25 protein-coding genes and 1 other annotated feature are annotated in these 22,226 nt (G+C 47.7%); of the genes, 12 read left to right on the top strand and 13 right to left on the bottom strand.

What is annotated here, in order from left to right; translation table 11 throughout:
* The first annotated feature begins 125 nt into the window (after positions 1–125).
* Positions 126–1,811 carry a dihydroxy-acid dehydratase gene (gene ilvD / locus AC58UX_RS25995; protein ID WP_497258145.1) on the top strand — a complete coding sequence of 562 codons (1,686 nt, stop codon included), beginning with the start codon at positions 126–128 and terminating at the stop codon, positions 1,809–1,811.
* Positions 1,812–1,872: 61 nt separating this feature from the next.
* Here ilvD and AC58UX_RS25990 read toward each other — a convergent pair whose 3' ends face one another.
* Entirely contained in the window at positions 1,873–2,895 is a 1,023-nt protein-coding gene (locus tag AC58UX_RS25990; protein ID WP_497258143.1) for a permease, read from the bottom strand.
* Positions 2,896–3,121: 226 nt separating this feature from the next.
* Positions 3,122–3,392, top strand: a binding site (T-box leader).
* A gap of 51 nt (positions 3,393–3,443) precedes the next feature.
* Here AC58UX_RS25990 and trpS point away from each other — a divergent pair.
* Positions 3,444–4,427, top strand: a complete 984-nt coding sequence (gene trpS, locus AC58UX_RS25985) for a tryptophan--tRNA ligase (RefSeq protein WP_497258141.1) — start codon at positions 3,444–3,446, stop codon at positions 4,425–4,427.
* A gap of 59 nt (positions 4,428–4,486) precedes the next feature.
* On the opposite strand, the gene AC58UX_RS25980 is transcribed toward trpS, so the two are convergent.
* Positions 4,487–4,672, bottom strand: coding sequence for a DUF5325 family protein (locus AC58UX_RS25980; RefSeq protein WP_497258139.1), 186 nt, complete (start codon positions 4,670–4,672; stop codon positions 4,487–4,489).
* A 169-nt stretch (positions 4,673–4,841) separates the two neighbouring features.
* Here AC58UX_RS25980 and AC58UX_RS25975 point away from each other — a divergent pair, with 169 nt between their 5' ends.
* Positions 4,842–5,072, top strand: coding sequence for an alpha/beta-type small acid-soluble spore protein (locus tag AC58UX_RS25975; protein WP_497258137.1), 231 nt, complete (start codon positions 4,842–4,844; stop codon positions 5,070–5,072).
* Positions 5,073–5,218: 146 nt separating this feature from the next.
* Here the strand turns inward: AC58UX_RS25975 and AC58UX_RS25970 are convergent, their stop codons facing one another.
* On the bottom strand, positions 5,219–6,202 hold the full coding sequence (locus AC58UX_RS25970; protein WP_497258135.1) for a metal-dependent hydrolase: 984 nt from the start codon (positions 6,200–6,202) through the stop codon (positions 5,219–5,221).
* Positions 6,203–6,290: 88 nt separating this feature from the next.
* Between AC58UX_RS25970 and AC58UX_RS25965 the strand changes: the two genes are divergently transcribed.
* Entirely contained in the window at positions 6,291–6,584 is a 294-nt protein-coding gene (locus tag AC58UX_RS25965) for a hypothetical protein (protein ID WP_497258133.1), read from the top strand.
* Between the two features lie 44 nt (positions 6,585–6,628).
* Here AC58UX_RS25965 and gerQ read toward each other — a convergent pair whose 3' ends face one another.
* The 8 genes from gerQ to urtA form a co-directional block, all read right to left on the bottom strand.
* Positions 6,629–7,078: a spore coat protein GerQ gene (gerQ, locus tag AC58UX_RS25960; RefSeq protein WP_497258131.1), complete on the bottom strand. Its 450-nt coding sequence runs from the start codon at positions 7,076–7,078 to the stop codon at positions 6,629–6,631.
* A gap of 93 nt (positions 7,079–7,171) precedes the next feature.
* Positions 7,172–7,603: a cell wall hydrolase gene (locus AC58UX_RS25955; RefSeq protein ID WP_497258129.1), complete on the bottom strand. Its 432-nt coding sequence runs from the start codon at positions 7,601–7,603 to the stop codon at positions 7,172–7,174.
* Between the two features lie 131 nt (positions 7,604–7,734).
* Positions 7,735–8,427 (bottom strand): response regulator transcription factor, encoded by a 693-nt coding sequence (locus AC58UX_RS25950; RefSeq protein ID WP_497258127.1) that lies wholly within the window; start codon positions 8,425–8,427, stop codon positions 7,735–7,737.
* A 221-nt stretch (positions 8,428–8,648) separates the two neighbouring features.
* Entirely contained in the window at positions 8,649–9,302 is a 654-nt protein-coding gene (gene urtE / locus AC58UX_RS25945; RefSeq protein WP_497258328.1) for an urea ABC transporter ATP-binding subunit UrtE, read from the bottom strand.
* Positions 9,303–9,336: 34 nt separating this feature from the next.
* The gene (gene urtD / locus AC58UX_RS25940) at positions 9,337–10,128 is read right to left on the bottom strand and encodes an urea ABC transporter ATP-binding protein UrtD (RefSeq protein WP_497258326.1); all 792 of its coding nucleotides are present in this window, start codon (positions 10,126–10,128) and stop codon (positions 9,337–9,339) included.
* A gap of 36 nt (positions 10,129–10,164) precedes the next feature.
* The gene (gene urtC / locus AC58UX_RS25935; protein ID WP_497258125.1) at positions 10,165–11,247 is read right to left on the bottom strand and encodes an urea ABC transporter permease subunit UrtC; all 1,083 of its coding nucleotides are present in this window, start codon (positions 11,245–11,247) and stop codon (positions 10,165–10,167) included.
* Positions 11,248–11,268: 21 nt separating this feature from the next.
* Positions 11,269–12,174: an urea ABC transporter permease subunit UrtB gene (gene urtB, locus AC58UX_RS25930; protein ID WP_497258123.1), complete on the bottom strand. Its 906-nt coding sequence runs from the start codon at positions 12,172–12,174 to the stop codon at positions 11,269–11,271.
* Positions 12,175–12,261: 87 nt separating this feature from the next.
* On the bottom strand, positions 12,262–13,509 hold the full coding sequence (gene urtA / locus AC58UX_RS25925) for an urea ABC transporter substrate-binding protein (protein ID WP_497258121.1): 1,248 nt from the start codon (positions 13,507–13,509) through the stop codon (positions 12,262–12,264).
* 283 nt (positions 13,510–13,792) lie between these two features.
* Here urtA and AC58UX_RS25920 point away from each other — a divergent pair, with 283 nt between their 5' ends.
* The 8 genes from AC58UX_RS25920 to AC58UX_RS25885 all read left to right on the top strand — a co-directional run bounded on the left by AC58UX_RS25920 (position 13,793) and on the right by AC58UX_RS25885 (position 20,541).
* Complete coding sequence (locus AC58UX_RS25920; protein ID WP_497258119.1) at positions 13,793–14,095, top strand: urease subunit gamma; 303 nt, start codon at positions 13,793–13,795, stop codon at positions 14,093–14,095.
* Positions 14,096–14,118: 23 nt separating this feature from the next.
* Positions 14,119–14,496: an urease subunit beta gene (ureB, locus tag AC58UX_RS25915; protein WP_497258117.1), complete on the top strand. Its 378-nt coding sequence runs from the start codon at positions 14,119–14,121 to the stop codon at positions 14,494–14,496.
* On the top strand, positions 14,483–16,198 hold the full coding sequence (gene ureC / locus AC58UX_RS25910; protein WP_497258115.1) for an urease subunit alpha: 1,716 nt from the start codon (positions 14,483–14,485) through the stop codon (positions 16,196–16,198). The genes ureB and ureC overlap by 14 nt, the downstream gene beginning before the upstream one ends.
* Before the next feature lie 9 nt (positions 16,199–16,207).
* Entirely contained in the window at positions 16,208–16,912 is a 705-nt protein-coding gene (locus AC58UX_RS25905) for an urease accessory protein UreF (RefSeq protein ID WP_497258113.1), read from the top strand.
* A 36-nt stretch (positions 16,913–16,948) separates the two neighbouring features.
* Positions 16,949–17,611 carry an urease accessory protein UreG gene (gene ureG, locus AC58UX_RS25900; RefSeq protein ID WP_497258111.1) on the top strand — a complete coding sequence of 221 codons (663 nt, stop codon included), beginning with the start codon at positions 16,949–16,951 and terminating at the stop codon, positions 17,609–17,611.
* Positions 17,604–18,458: an urease accessory protein UreD gene (locus tag AC58UX_RS25895; protein ID WP_497258109.1), complete on the top strand. Its 855-nt coding sequence runs from the start codon at positions 17,604–17,606 to the stop codon at positions 18,456–18,458. Before ureG ends, AC58UX_RS25895 begins: the two co-directional genes overlap by 8 nt.
* A 452-nt stretch (positions 18,459–18,910) precedes the next feature.
* Complete coding sequence (cyoE, locus tag AC58UX_RS25890) at positions 18,911–19,891, top strand: heme o synthase (RefSeq protein WP_497258107.1); 981 nt, start codon at positions 18,911–18,913, stop codon at positions 19,889–19,891.
* Positions 19,892–19,908: 17 nt separating this feature from the next.
* A complete protein-coding gene (locus AC58UX_RS25885) occupies positions 19,909–20,541 on the top strand; it encodes an SCO family protein (protein WP_497258105.1) in 633 nt (210 codons plus the stop codon).
* Between the two features lie 4 nt (positions 20,542–20,545).
* Here AC58UX_RS25885 and AC58UX_RS25880 read toward each other — a convergent pair whose 3' ends face one another.
* Together AC58UX_RS25880 and AC58UX_RS25875 are read right to left on the bottom strand one after the other, a co-directional pair.
* Positions 20,546–20,899, bottom strand: a complete 354-nt coding sequence (locus AC58UX_RS25880) for a toprim domain-containing protein (RefSeq protein ID WP_497258103.1) — start codon at positions 20,897–20,899, stop codon at positions 20,546–20,548.
* A 157-nt stretch (positions 20,900–21,056) separates the two neighbouring features.
* Positions 21,057–22,226: an MFS transporter gene (locus AC58UX_RS25875; protein WP_497258101.1), complete on the bottom strand. Its 1,170-nt coding sequence runs from the start codon at positions 22,224–22,226 to the stop codon at positions 21,057–21,059.

Below are 22,226 nucleotides of genomic sequence, written 5' to 3'. Positions count from 1 at the left end.
TGCTTATGAGCAGGTAATTATTTACGTTGATGCGTTATCACACTAAAGGGAGAAAAATTGCGAGAAGTGTGGTATGATAGTTTCATTGTTTTCATAACAGATATGAATTCTAGGAGGAATAAAGAATGGCACATCCAAAACAGCGCAGTGACATGATTAAAAAAGGTTTCGACCGCGCTCCTCACCGCAGCTTGCTGCGTGCAGCCGGCGTTAAAGAGGAAGATTTCGGCAAGCCGTTTATTGCGGTTTGTAACTCTTATATAGACATTATTCCTGGACATGTTCATTTGCAAGAATTCGGTAAGCTCGTGAAAGAAGCTATTCGTGAAGCAGGCGGGGTTCCGTTCGAGTTCAACACAATCGGGGTTGACGATGGTATTGCGATGGGTCATATCGGTATGCGTTATTCCTTGCCAAGCCGTGAGATTATTGCGGATTCCTTGGAAACAGTCGTAAATGCGCACTGGTTTGACGGTATGGTTTGTATTCCTAACTGTGACAAAATTACACCTGGTATGATCATGGGTGCTCTTCGCGTTAACATCCCTACGATGTTAGTGAGCGGTGGACCGATGAAAGCTGGTAAAGATAAAAACGGTAAATCCATTTCCCTTTCTTCCGTATTTGAAGGCGTTGGTGCTTTCCAAGCGGGTAAATTGGATGAAGCAGGTCTGGAAGAGCTTGAACAATACGGTTGTCCAACTTGTGGATCATGCTCTGGTATGTTCACAGCGAACTCCATGAACTGTTTGGCAGAAGGTCTTGGACTTGCAATGCCAGGTAACGGTACAATTCTAGCGGTTGCAGAAGAACGTAAGCAATTCGTTAAAGATTGTGCGAAACAATTGATGGTTCTTATCGAAAAAGACATTAAGCCGCGTGATATCGTAACGATTGATGCGATTGATAACGCGTTTGCTTTAGATATGGCAATGGGTGGTTCCACGAACACAGTTCTTCACACATTGGCTATCGCGGCAGAAGCGGGTATTGAGTATCCAATCGCTCGTATTAACGAAGTAGCTGAGCGCGTTCCTCACCTTGCGAAAATTGCTCCAGCTTCCGACTACCACATTGAAGATGTACATTTGGCAGGCGGTGTGAGTGCAGTTATTAATGAGTTACTTAAAAAGCCAGGTGCATTCAACGGGGATTGTATCTCCGTTACAGCACAAACGCTTCGCGAGAACGTAGCTGGTCGTGAAATTCAAAATACGGACGTTATCCGTCCATTAACGAACCCGCATAGCGAGCGCGGCGGACTTGCTGTACTATTCGGTAACCTTGCGCCTGAAGGCAGTATCGTTAAGGTTGGTGCTGTTGATAAGTCCGTTGGCGGACGTCACGTAGGCCCAGCGATCTGTTTCGATTCTCAGGACGAAGCGTTGTACGGTATCGCGAACGGTAAAGTAAAAGAAGGACACGTTGTGGTTATTCGTTATGAAGGACCAAAAGGTGGACCAGGTATGCCAGAAATGTTGGCACCAACTTCCCAAATCGTAGGTATGGGTCTAGGCGCGAAAGTAGCCTTGATCACAGACGGACGTTTCTCCGGCGCATCCCGCGGGATCTCGCTTGGACATATGTCACCTGAAGCAGCAGAGGGTGGACCTCTTGCTTTCGTACACGACGGCGACATCATCGATGTTGATATGGACGGTCGTAAAATCGAATTGCAAATTAGCGATGAAGAGTTTGCGAAACGCCGTGAGTCGTGGACAGGTTTCCAACAGAAGATTACTTCTGGCTACTTGGCGCGTTACACGAAAATGGTAACGAACGCAAGCGCTGGTGCAATTTTGAAAATCTAATTTAGCATGTGTAAAGCCCCACCCTTTCAACGGAGTCGTTGATCGGGGTGGGGCTTTTTGCTTAGGATAGAAAGAAGTGCATAAACAACAGCGAGCCTGTCAGAACGGTGATGCCGACGACGATCGATAGTGTCAGAACGAACCGCGCTTTGAAGATAGAAAGCATCATCAGCGTGCTTTTTACATCGATCATGGGACCGAATACGAGGAAGGCGAGCAGGGAGCCTGGTGAGAAGGATTTGGCGAAAGAAGCGGCAACGAAGGCATCTGTCGTTGAGCATAACGAGAGTAGGTAGGCGAAGCCCATCATGAACACATGCGAGATGAAAGCGCCTTGTCCGATGACGCTCAAGCTGTCCTGTGCGACGAAGGTTTGAATGAGTGCCGTCAGCAGGGCGCCGAGCATTAAGTATTTGCTCATTTCGAACAGCTCGGAGGAGCCGTGGCTAACCATCGTGAGCAGGCGACTATTCCCATGAGCGTGGTTGTGCCCGTGGTGATCATGACTATGACTGTGTCCATGCCCATGCCCATGATCGTGATCGTGATGGTCGTGGCTGTGATGAGCATGCTGAACGGTGTGATGCGTATGATCGTGTTGGTGATCATGCACATGCTTATGTGTCAGGCTAGCCGCAGGCTCAATCGGATGCCGCAAAGGATTGCTTTTGAGAAAGCGTGTGAGCACGAAGCCGATCACGAGTGCAACGCCGAAGGTGAGCCCCATGCGCGAATAGGCCATCGCAGGATCGCCGCGGAAAGCCATCCATGTCGAGGCAAACACGATGGGGTTTAGGATCGGCCCGACAAGAATGAAAATGACGGCGATGTAGACAGGCATTCCTTTGCGCATCAGGCGGCGCACGAAAGGGATCATGCCACACTCACAGAGGGGAAACATAATGCCAAGCACACAGGCAAATAAAATCCCGCCTAGGGGGTGCTTGGGTGTCATTCGCTGGATGACACCTTCGGGAATGAAGTTTTCGACGATGGTCGAGAGCAGGACGCCGAGAATCATGAAAGGCAGGGCATCTAAGAAGATGTCCATAAAAGCCATGAACACATGCCTGGTGGGTTCCATAATCTGCCCTAGTGGGGACAGATCTCTTGTCGTCACAATAAGAATCAGGAGAAACGCGCAAATCACCGTGGAGACTGGTAGGCTCCAGCGGTATAGAGTTGAGGACAATGCTTTGACACCCCTTTGCCGAAAGGATTGGTATGTATCTATCCTATGTACATGCTAAGCCATCTAGGACAACGTCCTCGATTGACATTGATGCTTAAGGGTGTATAATAATAGAAAATCAATTGCGATGATAGGAACAAGTACGTTTGTCTCCCGTTTCTCAGAGAGCCGGTGGTTGGTGCGAACCGGTGAAACAAGCAAACCGAATGGATCCTTGAGCTTGAAGCTGAACACTGTGTAGAATCACCGGAACCTAGGCCGGACTAAAACCACAGTTAATTATGCCAAACGGTAGCTCTCCGTTATCAGAGCCTGAAGGTTTACATGCGCTTAACTTTGGTTAGGCAGGTAGACAAATTAGGGTGGTACCACGGTCTCTCGTCCCTTGCGGAGGGAGGCTTTTTTGTTGTCTTTTTTACCTATACGAGGAGGTTTTTCGAATGAAACGAGTACTATCCGGCATGCAATCCAGCGGACAGCTGACGATTGGTAATTACATTGGCGCGTTGCGTAACTTTGTGAAGCTGCAGGAGCTGCATCGCTGCTATTTCATGGTTGTTGATATGCATGCCATTACGGTTCCGCAAGATCCTGCAGCATTGAGAGAACAAACGGAGTCCATCGCATCCCTCTACATCGCGTCAGGTCTAGATCCGAATAAAGCTTCGGTCTTCCTGCAATCCCATGTTCACGCACATGCGGAGCTGGGCTGGATTATGACGACGCTGACGCATATGGGCGAGCTGGAGCGCATGACACAATTCAAAGATAAGTCCGAAGGCAAAGAATCGGTTGGCGCAGGACTGTTCGCGTATCCGTCGCTGATGGCTGCTGATATTTTGCTATACAACGCAGATCTTATTCCGGTGGGCGACGATCAGAAGCAGCATTTGGAGCTGACGCGTGATTTGGCGAACCGTTTTAATAACCGTTTCGGTGATATGTTTGCGATGCCGCAGCCTTATATGCCTGAGGTAGGCGCGAGAATTATGTCGCTGGACGATGCCTCTAAGAAGATGAGCAAAAGCAGTCCAAATGCCGGCAGTTACATTGCGATGCTCGATGAGCCGGATGTGATTCGTAAAAAGCTTAGCCGTGCCGTGACGGATTCAGGACGTGAAGTGAAATATGATCCTCAGAACAAACCTGAGGTTAGTAATTTGATGTCCATTTACTCCCACTTTGCCGAAATGAGTCTAGCGGAGATTGAGGCGAGATACGAGGGTCAGGGGTATGGTCCTTTTAAAAAGGAGCTGGCTGAACATATTGTTGCGGTTCTGGAGCCTATTCAGCAGCGCTACCGGGAGATTCGCAGTTCGGGCGAAATCTTTGATATCTTGAAAAAAGGCGCTGACGAGGCTGCCGAAGTAGCTAACCAAACGCTGATCGAAGTGAAGAAACGGATGGGCTTTATCGTCCGCTAAGCGAAGCATAAGATAAAAGAAAAGCTCAAATCCCAGTATTGGGATTTGAGCTTTTTGTGTCATTTGGAAGGCTTGTTCTTCCGACGCATCTTGGCTTTCACGGCGAAGCCATATCCGATGAACCCTAAAGCAACAATGGTGCAAACGAGCACCATCCATGGCTCTCGAAGGGCGATGAATAATGAAATACAAGCAAGCAGCAGCGTTCCGACAACTGCGAATAGGAGAGCAAGTGGTTTACTCATACTGGTGACGACCTACTTTCTAGAAGAATGTACAAGATGTTATCCTAGCATCTTCTTATTTTAAACTTTTTTGAGCGCTGTGCATATAAATTCATTTCCTCCACATACTATCTTTGCAAGCTTGCAAATACATCAAAGATTATAGCTGACTGAAAGGAGTACGATCCTGATGGCACAATCTCGTAGCAGCAACACACTAGTCGTTCCGCAAGCCAATCAAGCTTTAGACCAATTGAAATATGAGGTAGCTCAAGAACTGGGCATCCAAATTCCTCAAGACGGTTACTATGGTAACATGGCAACTCGTGACACTGGATCTATTGGTGGAGCGATTACTCGCCGGTTGGTACAAATCGCCGAGCAAACACTCGCGGGACAATCTGGCTCTAACTACCGTTAACTAGATCATTGTCTCCGTACTAGCATTCCCGAACGATGTAATATTAAAGCCCAGGAGCCTAAATAGCTTCTGGGCTTTTGTTGTGTGTACACCGCATAGGAAAAAGAGAAGGCCCATGCAAGTGTGCATGAGCCTAATGACTTCCTTTAATACAAATCAACTTTCAGCTTCTTCCCGAGCTTCGTATCATTCACCCAGCCGACGTAAGAATCGAGGGTTTTGAAATCATGATCCATCAGGATAACGCCGACGAATGGAAATTGCTTGCGATGGCGATAGCGCACATCTGCCCACCGCACTTCATAACCCCAGCGATGCTCTTTGACCTCGGCACAAGTGAAGGAGGAGAAATAGAGCAACGATTGAATATCCTCATGGTGCTTCGAGACCTCGATGGCTGGGTGGTCAGAGCAGGTGATGGTGTCCAGCCACTTGAGCTTGCCATTCTTGAGCTCGCCTAACTGATACGTTCCATCGGTTCGCTCTTTCACAACATTCCAGACGTAGAGGTTGAATGTTACAATAAGGGTATATTTATCGCCAGGAGAATAAGTGGCGTCTTTGCGATATAACCCTTTTTCAATAATGGCATGGTCCAGTGTTCGCCAAATGTAATATAGCGCGATTAAGCCGTATAAGGTGGGGAAAATCAACTGTGGCTTCGCTAGATCGAAGGACCACATGAAGATCGCGGCAATGTGACTCGTAAATATAAAGGGATCGAAGATATGAATAATGTTCCACGATACCCACTTTTCTGAAAAAGGTCGAATGGCTTGCGTGCCGTACGTATTGAAGCAGTCCGTGAACACATGTACACAAACGGCGATGCCGATCCACATGGCAAGATGCGTATAAGAGATACCATGGAAAAAAGGCGCAAGTGCCCCGGTAATCAACAGCGTCCACAGAGGCAAGGCCGGCAAGGAATGTGAGCGTCCGCGATGATTGCGAATATATAAGGCATTTCCTTTGAATCGGAGGAGTCCATCGATATCAGGAATTTGCGAACCAACGACAGTTCCTATAAAAACAGCAGTCGTTGCTGCCGTATCCGTGGAGATGCTGGGATCGATTTGTGAAAGCCCTGCTAATCCTAAGCCAATGACGAGATGAGTGCCTGTATCCAACGGGTTTTCCTCCTATGTGCGTCTGTTGGTGATCATGCTCTTAGTTTACCATTTTAGAGTAAAAAATAAATCAGAAGGAGATCTAAAAATGTCTAAAATTTTTGTGGAGTATGCCATAAAATCTGAATTTCGAGCTTCTTTTCTCATCTATATGCAAGGACTTCTGCAGCGGGAAGGGCGTTTGGAGCTATTGGAGGGAACGGATCAGGAGGGACTTTATGTAGAAATTTGGCATGACGTCACGTATGAGGATTATCTCAAGATGAAGCAGGACCGTTTGAGCGAGGAGCTGGCTAGCGGTGGCGGCGACTGGGAGCAATGGATAAAAGGCGGCATTCAGAAGCTGCATATGTGGCATTTCTCAGCAGTTGGGCTAACATAAGAAAAAACCGCTGCTCTATGAAGAGCAACGGTTTCACATGGTTATTATCTTGAAACTCCTCCGCGGAACGGATAGGCGTAATTGAGTTCTTCATCAAAGGTAATGTAATCCAAGTTCACCATAAGTAATAGGAAACGCATGCCAGTCACGGGATCGCTGATAATGATATGATCACGACCTGCTGCTTCTAATTTTCCTTTGAAAATTTTGGCGTTCCACTGGGAGTTGTTTTCATATGTCATGTAGAGGGTTGCCATTTTGCCTAGATTCAAACGAAGGATATTCTCGATATAAGATTCCTCAAATGCCGGTAGACCTGGAACGTTCACACCTGTTTGCAAGCCGCTTCCAGGTGGCGTTAGTACAGATCCGGCTGGCGTTTGGGGAACAACTTTATTTGTAATGTTCGTTGGGACTGGGTACGCAGGATACGGAGTGCCATATTGCATTTGCGGCATTGCTTGATTACCTATTTTGTAAGGGTTATTCAACATGATGATAATTTCCTCCTTGAGCTTTCATTTCGAAAGCTTTCTTCATAAATGTGGTTGTAAAACAATGAATTTGGCGGCGCGCAATGTTCCTTGTTAAAAGGTGCTGAAAGCGCCAGGGCAATCCTTCACCGTAGGAGCGAAGAAGCAGTGCTTTTTGTAGCGCCCTGTTCCTTTTTGGTTGTACCATGTGCTGGGGCATGCGCCTGCTGGTCTGAAGTACCAAAGCGAGTTCGATGCAGGATGAATCCGTTCTCCATCAATGACTCTTTTGGCCAAACGAACTTCAGAATCCCGGGCTTTTTGATAAAAATAGCCTTTCTGAGTAGCTTCAAAGCCGCCAGGGCTTTGATAAACCATGTCGTTAATGCTGCGGATTTTTTTAAAATCGAGACAGTTTGCTTTGACGCGATTTACACCTACATTTCCCACCATGAGCATACCCTGTTCCCCTTCGCCTTCAGCTTCAGCTCGGAGTAATCGTGCTAATAATTGTCGTTCATTTGCATTAGATTTTATAACGGCCATTTAAAAGGTCACTCCTTTCCGGTGACTGAGTTCGTAAAGGTCATTTTCCATAATCATCATATTGTGCAGATGCCTATTTGGTGACGAATTTCACGGTATTTTCAAAACAAAAAAGCTCCCGAAAGGGAGCTTTACACAAGTAGAAATTTATAACCGACACCCCACACCGTCTTGATGTGCTTAGGCTCTTTGGGATCATCTTCAATTTTCTTGCGCAGGTTTGCGATATGTACGTCGATGGCACGCTCGGTCACCTGGGAATCAAAGCCGCGAACACGATTTAACAGCTCTTCTCGACTGTAAACTCTGCCTTGATTTTGCCAGAAAAGCTTCATGATTTCATACTCAGAGAAGGTGGTTTCTATAATTTTGCCGCCTACATATAGACAGCGTTTCTCCAAATCCAAGTGAATGCCCGTTTGACTCGACACATCGGCTGGTGATGGGGCCAGTGGAGGGAAGGCATTGGAACGCCGAAACAATGCTTGTATACGTGCCGAAAGCTCTCTCATCGAAAAGGGTTTACACAAATAGTCATCTGCGCCCGTCTGAAGGCCCTTCACTCGATCCGAAACTTCACTCTTGGCGGATACCATTAAGATCGGAATTGTCGAGGTGTTACGGATTGTAGTGCATAGCTGCATCCCATCCATATCTGGCAGCATGAGATCAAGGATGATCATATCAGGCTGGAATTCTCGAAACAATACTTCGCCTTGCTGTCCATTCTCCGCGCGTTTCACTTCATAACCATCTTCGTATAAGTAAATGGACATCATTTCACCGATACTTATATCGTCTTCGATAATTAATATTTTTGACATACAGTTTCCCCTCCTTTTTACTTTAAAAGGCTAGGTGCTCGATATGCCGTACGCAATAATCGATCCTATCTATATGACATGTTATCCTATCCATTTTGTGACGTCCAGTTTTAACTTTAATTTACTAGTCAAAAAAAAGAAACTGTACCGAACTTAAACCCGCATGCTTCAGGTTAAGTTGGTCAGTTTCTTTGGGGTAAGGTGTGAAGTAAGATCCACACTCATACAGTTAAATGCTTTCGCACGAGATCTTCGCTGAGATGCTCGGCTTTCCCTTCCGCAGCCATGGTGCCGCGGTCGAGGACATAGTAGTAATCGGCAATGCTGGTGGCAAATTCTAAGCTTTGCTCGACCAAAAGCACGGCAATTTCGCGATTGCGTTTAATCTTTTCGATAATTGCCTCGATTTCCATCACGATCGAAGGTTGTATCCCTTCCATGGGTTCATCCAGCAGCAAGAGCTGGGGTCCGGAAGCTAATGCCCGCGCGATGGCTAGCTGCTGCTGCTGACCGCCGCTGAGGTCCCCGCCTTTACGATGAAGCATCTGGCGAAGGACGGGGAACGTCTCGAAGAGTGAGTCTGGCAATTTCTTGCGGCGATCTGCCGCGGCCTCGAGGCCTAACAATAGATTTTCCTCAACCGTGAGCTGGGGAAATATTTCCCTGCCTTGCGGTACGTAGCCGATGCCTGACTTGGCGCGACGATCAGGTGTAGATGAAGTGATGTCTGCGTCCATATAGTGGATACTGCCGGATTTAGGCTTAATGAGCCCCATAATACTTTTCATCAGTGTCGATTTTCCAACCCCGTTGCGGCCCATAAGACATACGATCTGACCTGGTCTTACTTCAAGGTTAACGTTGCGAATGACCATGCTTTCCCCATAGCCAGCTTCTATTTGTTGTAGTTTAAGCACCGCGTTCTACTCTCCTTCCGAGGTATACTTCTGCTACTTTGTCATCATTCTGAATGTCCTGCATCGTGCCTTCTCGCAGGACCGTGCCTTCGTGAAGAACGGTTACGGTTCTGGCGAACTGGCGTACGAAGGCCATGTCGTGCTCAACGACGATAATCGTTTGATTCGCGGCAATTTCATGCAGCAATTCACCGGTTTTCTCTGTTTCACTGTCGGTCATGCCAGCGGCGGGCTCATCAAGCAATAGGAGATCAGGCTCCTGCATAAGCAGCATGCCAATCTCGAGCCACTGCTTCTCCCCGTGAGACAGGGAGCCAGCGCGCTCTTTGGCTTTACTTTGCAGGCCGATCATGGCAAGCCTGTGGTAGAGTCGATCTCTTTGCTCACTTGTCGTTTTGGCCCACAGCGCGCTGAGAAGACCGCGCTGCTGCTTCATCGAAAGCGCCAGGTTTTCAAATACCGTTAAGGTAGAGAAAACCGCAGGCGCTTGGAATTTACGCCCGATGCCGAGCTGGGCGATTTGGTGCTCTTGGTGCTTGGCGAGATCAATGGCATCCTTGAACAAGACATGGCCTTGAGAGGGTTTGACTTTGCCGCAGATCACATCGAGCAGGGTGGTTTTACCAGCGCCATTGGGGCCGATGAGGAAGCGGAGCTCGCCATATTTTAACGAGAAGTCGAGATTTCGCAGCGCTTTGAAACCGTCGAAGTTCACCTCAAGTCCTTTGACGCTCAGGATGGTCTCGTCAGTTGTCGTTTGTTGTTTCGCTAATTGTCCTAGCATTGAAATGTTCCCCTTTCCGTTTAACATAAGCGGTGATCATGTTTCTATTGCTTCTTGTGATGTCGAAATCTGCTTAGGGAGATTAGTTTTTTTCCAGTTGGAGATGTAGTGGGTCAGCGTGCCGACGATTCCCTTGGGCAGTAATAAAACGACAATAATGAACATGGCGCCTAGCATGATGGGCCACCAGGCTGGATAGGCTTCACTGAAAGTTGTTTTCGCTGCATTGGTTACTAATGCGCCAAGAACGGCGCCGCCAATCGTTGAGCGACCGCCAATAGCGACCCATAGCACCATTTCAATCGATGGCACGATACCCATTTGTGCCGGTGAGATGATCCCTTCTTGTAGTACGAAGAGCACGCCGGCAAGTCCAGCTAATCCTGCGGATACACAATAGATGAAGACTTTATATGTGACGGGATTGTAGCCAATGAAACGTACCCGATTCTCGCCGTCCCGAATGGCTGTAAGGATGTTGCCAAGCCGGCTGGTTACGAGCAGGGTGCTAAGGATGAGTACAACGAGAACAACGGCAAGTGTAAGATAGAAAAACAGCAGCTTGGTCGATTGCAGTTGCAGGTTCAGGCCGAGAAAGGTTGTGAAGTTGGTCAAACCATTTGTTCCGCCTGTGTAACCTTGCTGTCCGACGAACAGTGTCACCGTGATGATGACTAGAGCTTGAGATAAAATCGAAAAGAATGCGCCTTTAATCCGATTGCGAAAGGTGAAATAGCCGAGAATGAAGGCGACAATCATCGGTACAATCAAAGCCAACAGGAAGGCGGCAGCGGCGCTGTGGAACGGAACCCAGAACCATGGCAAGCTTTTGACGCCGCTCCAGCTCATGAAATCCGGCAATTGATTTGGCGTGGAAGCCAGCTTCAAATGCATCGCCATACAATAAGCGCCAAGTCCGAAATAAACGCCATGGCCCAGACTAAGAATGCCGGTATATCCCCAGATTAAGTCAATTCCGATCGCGATAATGGCATAAGCCAGGAATTTGCCGAGTAAGGATAAACGAAAGTCAGACAAGAATAGGGGGGCAAGTGCGATGAGCAGTAACCCAATTCCATAGATAGATAGCTTGAGCTTAGATTGTGTGGCTAAGAGCATTGATGAGGTCACATCCTTTCTTCAATCTAATGATCTCGATCGCATCGTCACAAGTCCCATTGGCTTCCATTGTAGGAAGGCGATAATTAGGGTGAAGACAAGTACTTTACCAAGCGTAGCGCTAGTACTATATTCCAAGGCGGTATTGAACACACCGATGCCTAATGCGCCCGCGACGGTCCCAATCAGCTTACCAATCCCGCCGAGCACGACGACCATAAAGGCATCTACAATATAATAGGTGCCAATCGTGGGGCCGATCGGTCCGAGCAAGGAAAGGGCGCAGCCAGCGATCCCCGCCATGGCTGAGCCAAACGCGAAGGATTGCGCATCGACTCTGCGCGTCGATATGCCTAAGCAAGAGGCCATCTCGCGATTTTGCATAACGGCTCTCATCCTTCTGCCCCCAGCTGAATGGTACAGATATAGGTAGATGATGAAGATACATAGCGCGACAAGCCCGATGATAAAGAGTCGCTTATAGGGCAGAATCAAGTCTGCCGTTACATGCCAGCCGCCTTCCAACCACTGCGGCGCTTTCACAGCGACATTGGGAGCGCCAAAGATAGACCGTGCAATTTGTTGTAAGGCGAGAGAAACTCCCCAAGTAGCCAATAAGCTGTCTAACGGTCTGCCGTACATGAAGCGGATGAGCACAACTTCGAGCAGCCAGCCAATGGCAAAGGCGACGACAAAAGCAACACCAAGCGAAACGACGAAATACCAACCAAAGGCTGAAGCTGGCATATAGGTTTGGAACCCTTTCTGCACGAGATAAGCCATATAAGCGCCGATCATAATAAATTCGCCATGCGCCATATTCATCACGTTCATGAGGCCAAAGGTAATGGCGAGACCGATCGCGATTAAAAGCAGAATGGAGCTTAAGCTGAGTCCGTTAAATAATTGAAGCAGCAGCAAACTCATGACGATCCCTCCTTCCGGAACAGAAGTAAAATGATGAAATCCAGGACTGCGGTTAGGCAGTCCTGGTCTAAGTACCAATTCGAAGCGTTACTTCGTTACTTCAGCGCCCCATGGGTATGTTTTAAGGTATGGATCAGGCTTGAGTGCTTTACCAGAGTTCCAAATTTCTTTAATTTGGCCATCGGCTGCGATTTGACCGATACGAGCTGTTTTGAAGATATGTTGATTCTCCCCATCAATGGTGACTTTCCCTTCTGGTGAGTTCCATTCGATACCTTTAGCAGCAGCCTTTACTTTCTCTACATCAAAGGAACCAGCTTTTTTGACAGCTTCTGCCCATAGATAAACAGCTGTGTAACCTGCTTCTATCGGATCATCTGTTACGCGGTCTTTGCCATACTTGGCTTTGTAAGCCTCAACGAATTTTTTGTTTTCAGGCGTATCCGTTGTTTGGTAGTAGTTCCACGCTGTGTAGTGACCATCGAGCACGGAAGCACCGATACCGCGTACTTCTTCCTCAGCGATACTCACTGACATCGTTGTTAAATCTTTAGCAGTGATACCAGCATCCTTCAGTTGTTTGAAGAAGGCCACGTTGCTATCGCCGTTCAATGTGTTGAATACAACGTCTGGCTTTTCCTTTTTAATCTTACTAATGATTGTATTGTAGTCCGTGTGTCCAAGCGGTGTGTATTCTTCAGCAACCAGCGTTCCGCCATCTGCTTTCAGCTGTTCTTTAATAATTTTGTTGGCTGTTCTTGGGAAGACGTAGTCAGAGCCGAGGAGGAAAAACTTCTTGCCTTTGTTTTGAAGGAGCCAAGTGACAGCGGGGATGATTTGTTGATTCGTTGTTGCACCGATGTAGAAAATATTAGGTGAGGATTCAACGCCTTCATACTGAACCGGGTACCACAGTAATCCTTTGTTTTGCTCGACTACTGGAAGCACTGCTTTACGGCTAGCCGATGTCCAGCAACCAAAAATCGTAACTACGCTGTCTTTTTGCAGGAGCTTCTTTGTCTTCTCTGCAAAAGTTGGCCAATCCGACGCCCCGTCTTCGATGACAGGCTTGATCTTTTTGCCCAATAGTCCCCCAGCTGCATTAATTTCGTCAATCGCCATCAGTTCAGCATCTCGAACGGATACCTCGCTGATGGACATTGTACCTGTTAGTGAGTGTAGAATTCCCACTGGTACGGTGTCGCCCGATGTTGAAGCCGCAGGTGCAGTCGTCGTAGAGGTCGTAGGTTCTGTCTTCGCACAGCCGGCAGCAACTAGCATTAAAGCCATACTTAGTGCAACTGTAAGCTTACCTTTGTTCTTTCTCTCTCTCATTCACGTCCCACTCCCTTGTCTTACAAGATTTGGATTACATGGCTTATGATAAATGGCGATACAAGTTAATGTCAACAAACATGACACTTATGACGAAAAATTTGGTTTTCATGCACAAACACGTTTGGAAATCTTGTGAAAATCACATGGAAACGAAGTTCTTATATAAAAATTGCAGTTTATATGTGATTATAACTAACATTAAAGATTTACAATGTTTAAAAACACGAATATAATGAGTGTAAAGGATTTCCATTATTCGGTTTTTGAAGAGGTGAGAAACGTGCATTTAACGGAAAGAGAAAAAGAGAAGTTGCTCATCACCGTAGCTGCAGACCTAGCGAGACGTAGATTAGCCAGAGGATTAAAGCTGAATTATCCAGAAAGCATGGCTCTATTGACCTCCGAGATCATGGAAGGAGCTAGAGATGGCTTGACGGTGGCGCAGCTCATGGCGTTCGGAACGACTATTTTAAAAGCAGATCAGGTAATGGAAGGTGTTCCGCAAATGATTCATGAGGTGCAGGTGGAAGCCACGTTTCCAGATGGGACCAAATTAGTTACCGTACATGAACCCATTACATAATGACGCATGAAAGGGGGGAGCGCATGGTTCCTGGTGAATATCGAACAGCCAAAGGCTTTATTGAAATGAATGTAGGCAGACAGACGATAGAAATCATCGTTACGAATACAGGAGATCGACCGGTTCAAGTGGGGTCGCATTTTCACTTTTTTGAAGTAAACAGAGGGTTGGATTTTCCGAGGGAGTCGGCTTTTGGCATGCGCCTGGACATTCCAGCAGGAACGGCAGTCCGTTTCGAGCCTGGCGAACAGAAGCCTGTGCAGCTTGTCGAATTAGGCGGGGCTAAGCTGTCGTATGGTCTGAATAATTTGAGCCAAGGTGTGGCAGAGAAAGACAAAATGTCGGACGAAACGAGAGAAAGATGGCAGGCATGGGAGGGGATGTTCGGTGAGTCGAATTGATCGTAAGAACTATGCTCTGATGTTTGGGCCTACCACAGGCGATGCCATTCGCTTGGCTGATACAGAGCTTTGGGCGCAAATCGAACATGATTACACGGTTTATGGAGATGAATGTAAATTCGGTGGCGGGAAGGTAATTCGTGACGGCATGGGGCAGTCTAGCGGCGCGACCCGTGCGCAGGGTGTTCTCGATACATTAATAACGAACGCAGTCATTATCGATCATTGGGGCATTGTCAAAGGCGATATCGGTATTCGGGATGGTCATATTGTTGGCATTGGAAAAGCAGGCAATCCGGACATTATGGACGGTGTACATCCGAATTTGATCGTAGGTGCAAGCACGGAAGTCATCGCGGGTGAAGGTAAAATCGTAACGGCTGGCGGTATCGATGCGCATATCCATTTTATTTGTCCGCAGCAAATTGAGACTGCGCTTTCCTCTGGTGTGACGACCATGATCGGCGGTGGCACGGGGCCGGCTACGGGAACGAATGCCACCACCTGTACACCGGGCGCTTGGCACATGCAGCGAATGCTGGAGGCCGCCGAAGCGTTTCCGATGAATCTGGGCTTTACAGGCAAAGGCAACTCTTCCTTCTTGGAGCCTCTGACCGAGCAAATTGAAGCTGGCGCCATCGGCTTGAAGCTTCATGAAGATTGGGGAACAACGCCGGCTGCCATCGACATGTGCTTGGAAGCGGCAGATCGCTATGATGTGCAAGTGGCGATTCATACAGATACATTAAATGAAGCGGGTTTTCTTGAAGACACCTTGGCTGCGATAAAGGGCCGCACGATTCATACGTATCATACTGAAGGCGCTGGAGGCGGGCATGCCCCGGATATTATCCGAGCTGCGGCTGAGCTGAATGTGCTGCCATCCTCAACAAATCCGACTAGACCTTACACGATTAATACGATTGAAGAGCATTTGGATATGCTGATGGTGTGTCATCACTTAGACAGTCGAATTCCGGAGGACGTCGCATTCGCAGATTCGCGGATTCGACCCGAAACGATTGCGGCAGAAGATATTCTTCATGATCTTGGCGTATTCAGTATGCTGAGCTCCGATTCCCAAGCGATGGGGAGAGTGGGGGAAGTCATTATTCGAACGTGGCAAACGGCGGATAAAATGAAAAAGCAACGAGGTCCGCTAGCTCCCGATACCGAAGATCATGATAATTTCCGCATTAAGCGTTATATGGCGAAATATACAATCAATCCAGCGATTACACATGGCATCTCGCATCTTGTTGGGTCGATTGAACCCGGTAAATTTGCTGATTTGGTCATTTGGAGTCCGATGTTTTTCGGTGTGAAGCCGGATCTGGTGCTTAAAGGCGGCAGCATCGCGTATGCGCAGATGGGTGATCCGAATGCATCCATTCCAACCCCGCAGCCTGTCTTCGGCAGACCGATGTTCGCTGCATTTGGCAAAGCGTTGACGCAAAGCTCGATAACATTCGTTTCACAAGCGGCTTATGACGGTGGGATCAAGGAACGATTTGGATTGGAGAAGCGGGTTGAGCCCGTGAAAGGCTGCCGCAGTATTTCCAAGAAGGACATGATCCATAACCATGAAACTCCTTCTATAGAAGTAAATCCGGAAACGTACGAGGTAAAGGTGGATGGTGCGGCAGTAACCTGTGAGCCGGCGACGGAGCTGCCCATGGCTCAGTTGTATTTTTTATTTTGAGGTGACGACATGACGGCAACTGAACATTCATCCTTTCATTGGTTAGCTTATCAGCAGCTGTTGGATTCGGCGCTTCCGATTGGCGGGTTTTCCCACTCTTTCGGGTTGGAAACGCTCGTTCAGCAAGGGAGATTGACGACGATTTCTGAGCTGGAAGCCTATATTCGATCTATGTTAGCGCATAGCTGGGCATCCTCAGATGCGATGGTCATCAAGGCGGCTTATATGCACATTCCTCGCGGTGAGCTGGGGCAGCTTTGGGACATCGACCATATGCTTCATGTGCAGCGGGTAGGAAGTGAGACACGGCTCGGTGTTCAGAAAATGGGACGCAGACTGCTCCAGTTATCACGTTCGCTGTATCCGGAACTGAACTGGCGGCCACTCGATGATGCTATTAGTACTGGGCGATGCAGCTCAAACCATCCCGTTGTTCACGGTTGGGTGAGCTGCCATCTCGGCGTTCCTCTCCATCAGGCTGCTGAAGGCTATCTTTACACCTGCATCATGACGTGCATCAATAGTGCGCTTAGGCTGATGTCCATCGGACAAACGCAAGGTCAGATGCTGTTGGCGAAGCTAGTTCCTTTAACTGGAAGTGAATGGCAGCGGGTTGCACATATGGATCCGATGGAGGCCTACACGAATTCACCGTCGGCTGATCTTGCGATGATGCAGCATGAAACTTTATATTCCCGTTTATTCATGTCCTAATAGGAAATTTATTCATATATCTGAGGAGGAATGGCGATGTGTCAAGGTAACGGTCATCATCATCATCACGAATGGGAGAAACCAGCAGCAGACCGCAATCGCCCTATGCGAATTGGCATCGGAGGTCCTGTAGGTTCAGGCAAAACAGCGCTAGTAGAACGATTAGCACGAAAGCTGAACAGCCGCTATAGCATTGCGGTTATTACGAACGACATTTATACGAAGGAAGATGCACGTATTCTAATTAGCTCTGAAGCGCTGCCAGAGGAGCGAATTATTGGAGTTGAGACAGGCGGATGCCCGCATACCGCGATCCGTGAGGATGCATCGATGAACTTTGAAGCGATCGAGGAGCTGGAGAAGCGTTTTGAGAATCTCGATATCATTTTCATTGAGAGTGGCGGTGATAATTTGGCAGCTGCATTTAGTCCGGAGCTTGTGGATCGCTTCATCTATATCATCGACGTAGCCCAAGGCGAGAAAATCCCGCGCAAAGGCGGGCCAGGCATCATGCGTTCAGATATGCTGATCATTAACAAAATTGATCTCGCTCCTTATGTTGGCGCCTCCTTGGAAGTGATGGATTCCGATACGAAAAAGATGCGCGGCGAACGTCCGTATATTTTCTCGAATCTGATGGGCGGTACTGGACTGGATGACATCGTGTCTTGGGTGGAGACGGAGTTTAGCCATGCCTAAACTGACTGGGGAGATATCCGCACAATTTGCTGTACGCAGCGGTTTTACACGACTCGTACACAAATATCATGTCTCCCCGCTCAAAATCGCCAAAACGTTCCGTTACACGAACGAACCGTTTCTGGAGGACGCCTCCCCCATGGATCAACTAGGGGTCTATATGATGGATTGCTCGCCTGGACTCATGTCCGGCGATCATTATGAGATAAACGTGCGCCTTGAAGAGGGCGCACGTGTTTTTCTAACGAACCAGTCGTTCACGAAGGTTCACCCTTCTTTAGGGGATCAAGGCAGCACCCAGCACCAGATCCTTCGGCTTGAAGCTGACGCGCTGCTGGAGTATATACCGGAGCCGTTAATGCTGTTTAAGGACGCCAGCTTGCACGCGGAAACGGAGGCGCATTTAGCAAAGGGATCAACGTTGATATTCTCTGACGTTATTTGCCCAGGCCGCACACAGCGGGGGGAAGTATTCCAGTATTCGCAGTATGTGAACCGGCTGAAGGTTTGGTATGAGGGGGAGTTGATTTTTTATCAAAATCAGCGAATTGAACCAGGAAAGATGCTCCTTTCGGCTCCCGGCTGCTGGGAGGAAGAGACGCATCTTGGGAATTTGTTCATCTTCTCGGATTGCCTTAAGCAGCGTCATCTGGAGGAAATTGTGGAGCAGCTAAGCCAATTGGAAGCTGGCAACGTTCGAATGGGAGCGAGTCTAACGTATAAACACGGACTCGTTGTGAACGTCATGGGGCGGCATGCTTGGGAGCTGCAGGATGTTTTGACAAAGGCATGGCATCAAATACGCCGCAGCTTATTTGAGTTAACGCCGTTGCTGGTGAATAAGTAGGAAGGGGGCAGCAATCATGCTGCCTCCTTTTTTTATTAATGCCGGTTTCGTAGCGCATATCCATCTCAGCCTTCGACAATAAGCTCGATTACGAAATTTTCGGTCTTTAACTGCCCCGTCGCCCGCGCAAAACTTCTGGACACTATCCCGTTGGCTCAGGAAATGACTCGACTTTTGCTCCCCTGAGCGAAGGGGATAGTGGCGTGAAGCACCTTAATGAGAGCGTCGATATGAGCGTTAAGGTGTCCCGAGCACTGCGCCACACAACTTTTTCACGCATTCCCCAACTGGAATCGAATGGTAAGTCCATTTTCCACGCATACTGGAAGGGAGAATCGACAATATGATGACAACTGCCCCCGCTTCATTGTCAAATGATGTAGGGGTTGGTATGATGGGATTGTTCATTTAGATGTAGAATCGGAAATTCGACATAGAGGAGGTCAATACACATGGAAAATCAAGTCACCTACGAAACCGTTTCGAAAGGCTCGTCCCAAGAGTCCATTGGAACTGATTCTATAGAAGCTAGCGGTACCAAAGGTGCGGCAGAACCAGTGACCCTGAAAGAATTTTATCGCCTGGTGAAACCAGGTATTATTTATTCAAATCTCATGACGGCTTTTGCTGGTTATTGGGTAGCGGCTCAGTGGGAAGTAGACTGGATCCATCTCATTATGACGATGCTGGGTACGGCATTGGTGATGGCCGGAGGTACGGTACTGAATAATTATTTGGACCGTGAGATGGATGCGAAGATGGAGCGGACGCAAAATCGAGCTCTGCCAAGCGGAAGATTAAGCGCGAATTTCGTGCTCTGGTACGGTATCGTTTTAGGCACGATCGGATTGGCTGTTCTGTATTTTGGAGCTCAATCACCGTTGGCAACATTGATCGGTTTGCTTGGATTGTTCTTGTATGTATGGCTGTATACAGCTTGGTTCAAAAGAACTTCTGTCTGGAGCACGTTCGTCGGTGCATTTTCAGGTGCGACGCCGCCTGTGATTGGCTATTGTGCCGTCAGCGGTACGGTTGATCTTGGCGCGATTTTGATCTTCCTTTTCCTATTCCTATGGCAGCCGCCGCATTTCTGGGCGCTTGGCATTCGTCGCATGGAAGAGTATCGTGCAGCGGGCTTTCCGCTTTTGCCAGTCGTGAAAGGGACGTTCGTTACGAAAATCAGCATGGTACGCTACGTTGTTCTATTAGTACCTGTTACTGTTATGCTTACGGCTTATGGGTATGTTGGAACGATCTTCTTGATCGTATCTACCATTCTAGGGCTAACATGGGTATTCATGAGTGTTAAAGGGTTTAAGGCAACTGGGGAAGAGGAAATTGTATGGGCAAAGCGTATGTTCTTGTTCTCCCTGCTCTATTTAACGTTGTTATCAATCTTGATGGTCATTGATACAACAGCACAAATTAGCTAGTCTGGGGGACAAAAACGATGGGGACGTTTTTCGAGAAAAACTGGTTTAAGTTAGCGTTAGGTGCGATTCTAATCGCGATGATTGCTTCTTTTGCTTATAAATTGTGGGCTAACGGCAGTAAGCCGGATGAAAGATTAACAGCTATGAAAGCTGCGCCAAGCTTTTCTCTTCAGGATTTAGACGGTAAAACGGTTACTTCTGAGAGCTTAGATGGCAAAGTACGCCTTGTCTATTTCTTCTTCTCCTACTGCCCGGATGTGTGTCTGCCGACAAGCGCGATACTTTCAAGGGTACAAGATCAGTTGAAGGAAAAGAATTTATTAGGTAATAAAGCTGAGATTTTATCAATTACCGTGGATCCGACGAGAGATACACCTGAGGTATTAAAAGCATTCGGAAATCGCTTCGAATCGAAGCCGGTTCCAGGCGGATGGACGTTCCTGCGTGGTGAGGAAGCGAAGGTTCACAAGCTTGCTGAAGACTTCGGGATTATGGTCATCAAAGAGAAGGACGGCAATTTCTCGCATTCCAATGCGATTTTGCTAGTAGATCCAAAAGGTCAGCTGCGAAATTATTATGATGGAAGCAATCCAGAGCTGGATGCTGATCATATCGTGAAAGATGTTGTGACGCTTTCTAAAGGAAAATAAGCTGTTATTCATAAGCAGGGTTGGGCGCAGGGTAGATAATATACGCGTCCAGTCTTGCTTTTTCTAATTGCTGAATTAAGTATTCTTCAGGCGTACCTTCTACGCCGGCATAGCCTTTACGCGTATACATCTGTTCAGCATCTGGGAACGTATCACGCAGTAAAGCGCGGATTTTTTTGCCTGACGCATCATTGTCGGTGAAAATATAAACAGGCAGGTGCCCTACTTTTTTTCGCAATGCATCTAGGGTAATGGAACTGGGAGTGCCGAATGTACAATGGATGCTGACGGTATCATCAACCAATCGTTTTAGGCGGCTTTTATCATTTTTTCCCTCAACAATAATGGCAATGGACATGATCACATTCACTCCTTTTTTAAAGTAGTATACCCCTTTTGGAGATGTGATCCAAGTCTCTCGAAGCTCTACTATTTCCTGGGAAATGACAAGGATTTACAGCGTGTGACAGGAAAAAAGGCCTGATGATGGACATCAAGCCTTCTCAGTAGCTCAATTATGGAGTTAAGATTGGTGATTTGAACGAACGAAGCGGCAGCAATGAGAGGGCTAGCATGAGAATGAAGAATGCGATGAAGTAGGACGAAATATGATCGCGAAGCTGACCAGCCATCATGGGGCCAATGAAGGCACCGACCGAGTATGAAATCGATAATAAGGAAAACACGCGCCCATAGCGAGAGCTGCTGGTAATACTGGCGAGTAACGCTGCGAGTGCTGGATAAATGACACCTTTGGCCATACCGATCATGAAGAGGGAAACCATAAGTGGAATCGGCCATTGAATCGCTAAGCCGAAGAAAACGACCGCAAGTCCGATACTGCCGACGATGGTCCGAAGAAATGGCGATATTTTATTTAAAAACCAGAAAGAGATACTGAGCAGTGCACCTAAGCTAACCAGTGTGAAAAACACACCAGACGTGACGATCGACTCTCGTGCTGATTTCATTAATGGAAGCTCAAAGAACAAAATCCCCTGTGAGCAAGAGAGTGCCATAGGGATTAAGAAAAACAACCAGGGGACAGATACATTGCCCGGAACTTCATGGCTATTTTGTGCGTGATGATGGCCGTGTGGGTCTAGAATTGCGCTGGACTTTCCTTGATGAGCCAAAAGCTGCTTTTCCTTAACGCCAAAGATCGCAAGGATACCTGTAATAATAAGTACCCAGCCTAATACGGAAAAGGCAGTCGTAAATCCGATTTTGGCCACTAACATAGCCCCGGCCGCAGGGGAGACCACAGAAGCAAGCGTGTGAACGAATCCATTGCCTGCCATCAGTTTGCTCTGTTGAATGCGATCGCGCGCAATACGAGCTAGTAAGGATAAACATGCAGGCGATAAGAAGGCAAGCACGAACCCGCTAATCGATCTTATGTACAGTAGATGCCAAGGATCTTTGACGTTCGATTGAAATAATAAGATAATCCCTGCTACAATTAAACTAAAGACGATGAACATCTTACTGCCGTATTTGTCCACGCCATAGCCTGCGATGAGATTGCCTGGTAGATGCGTAAGCGAGTAAACGCCCATGATGAGCCCTATGAAAGAGGGAGCTGCTCCCAGTGATAAGGCGAACGGGGATAGAATCGGGTATTGCGCGTGTAAATCAAAGAAAGCAACAAACATAAATAAGTACAACCATATGGCTGTTCGCAC

It is taken from the genome of Paenibacillus sp. J22P90 (assembly GCF_059692195.1).
The sequence above is the reverse complement of the archived record's forward strand: the minus strand, read 5'-3'. Positions and strand labels throughout refer to the sequence as shown.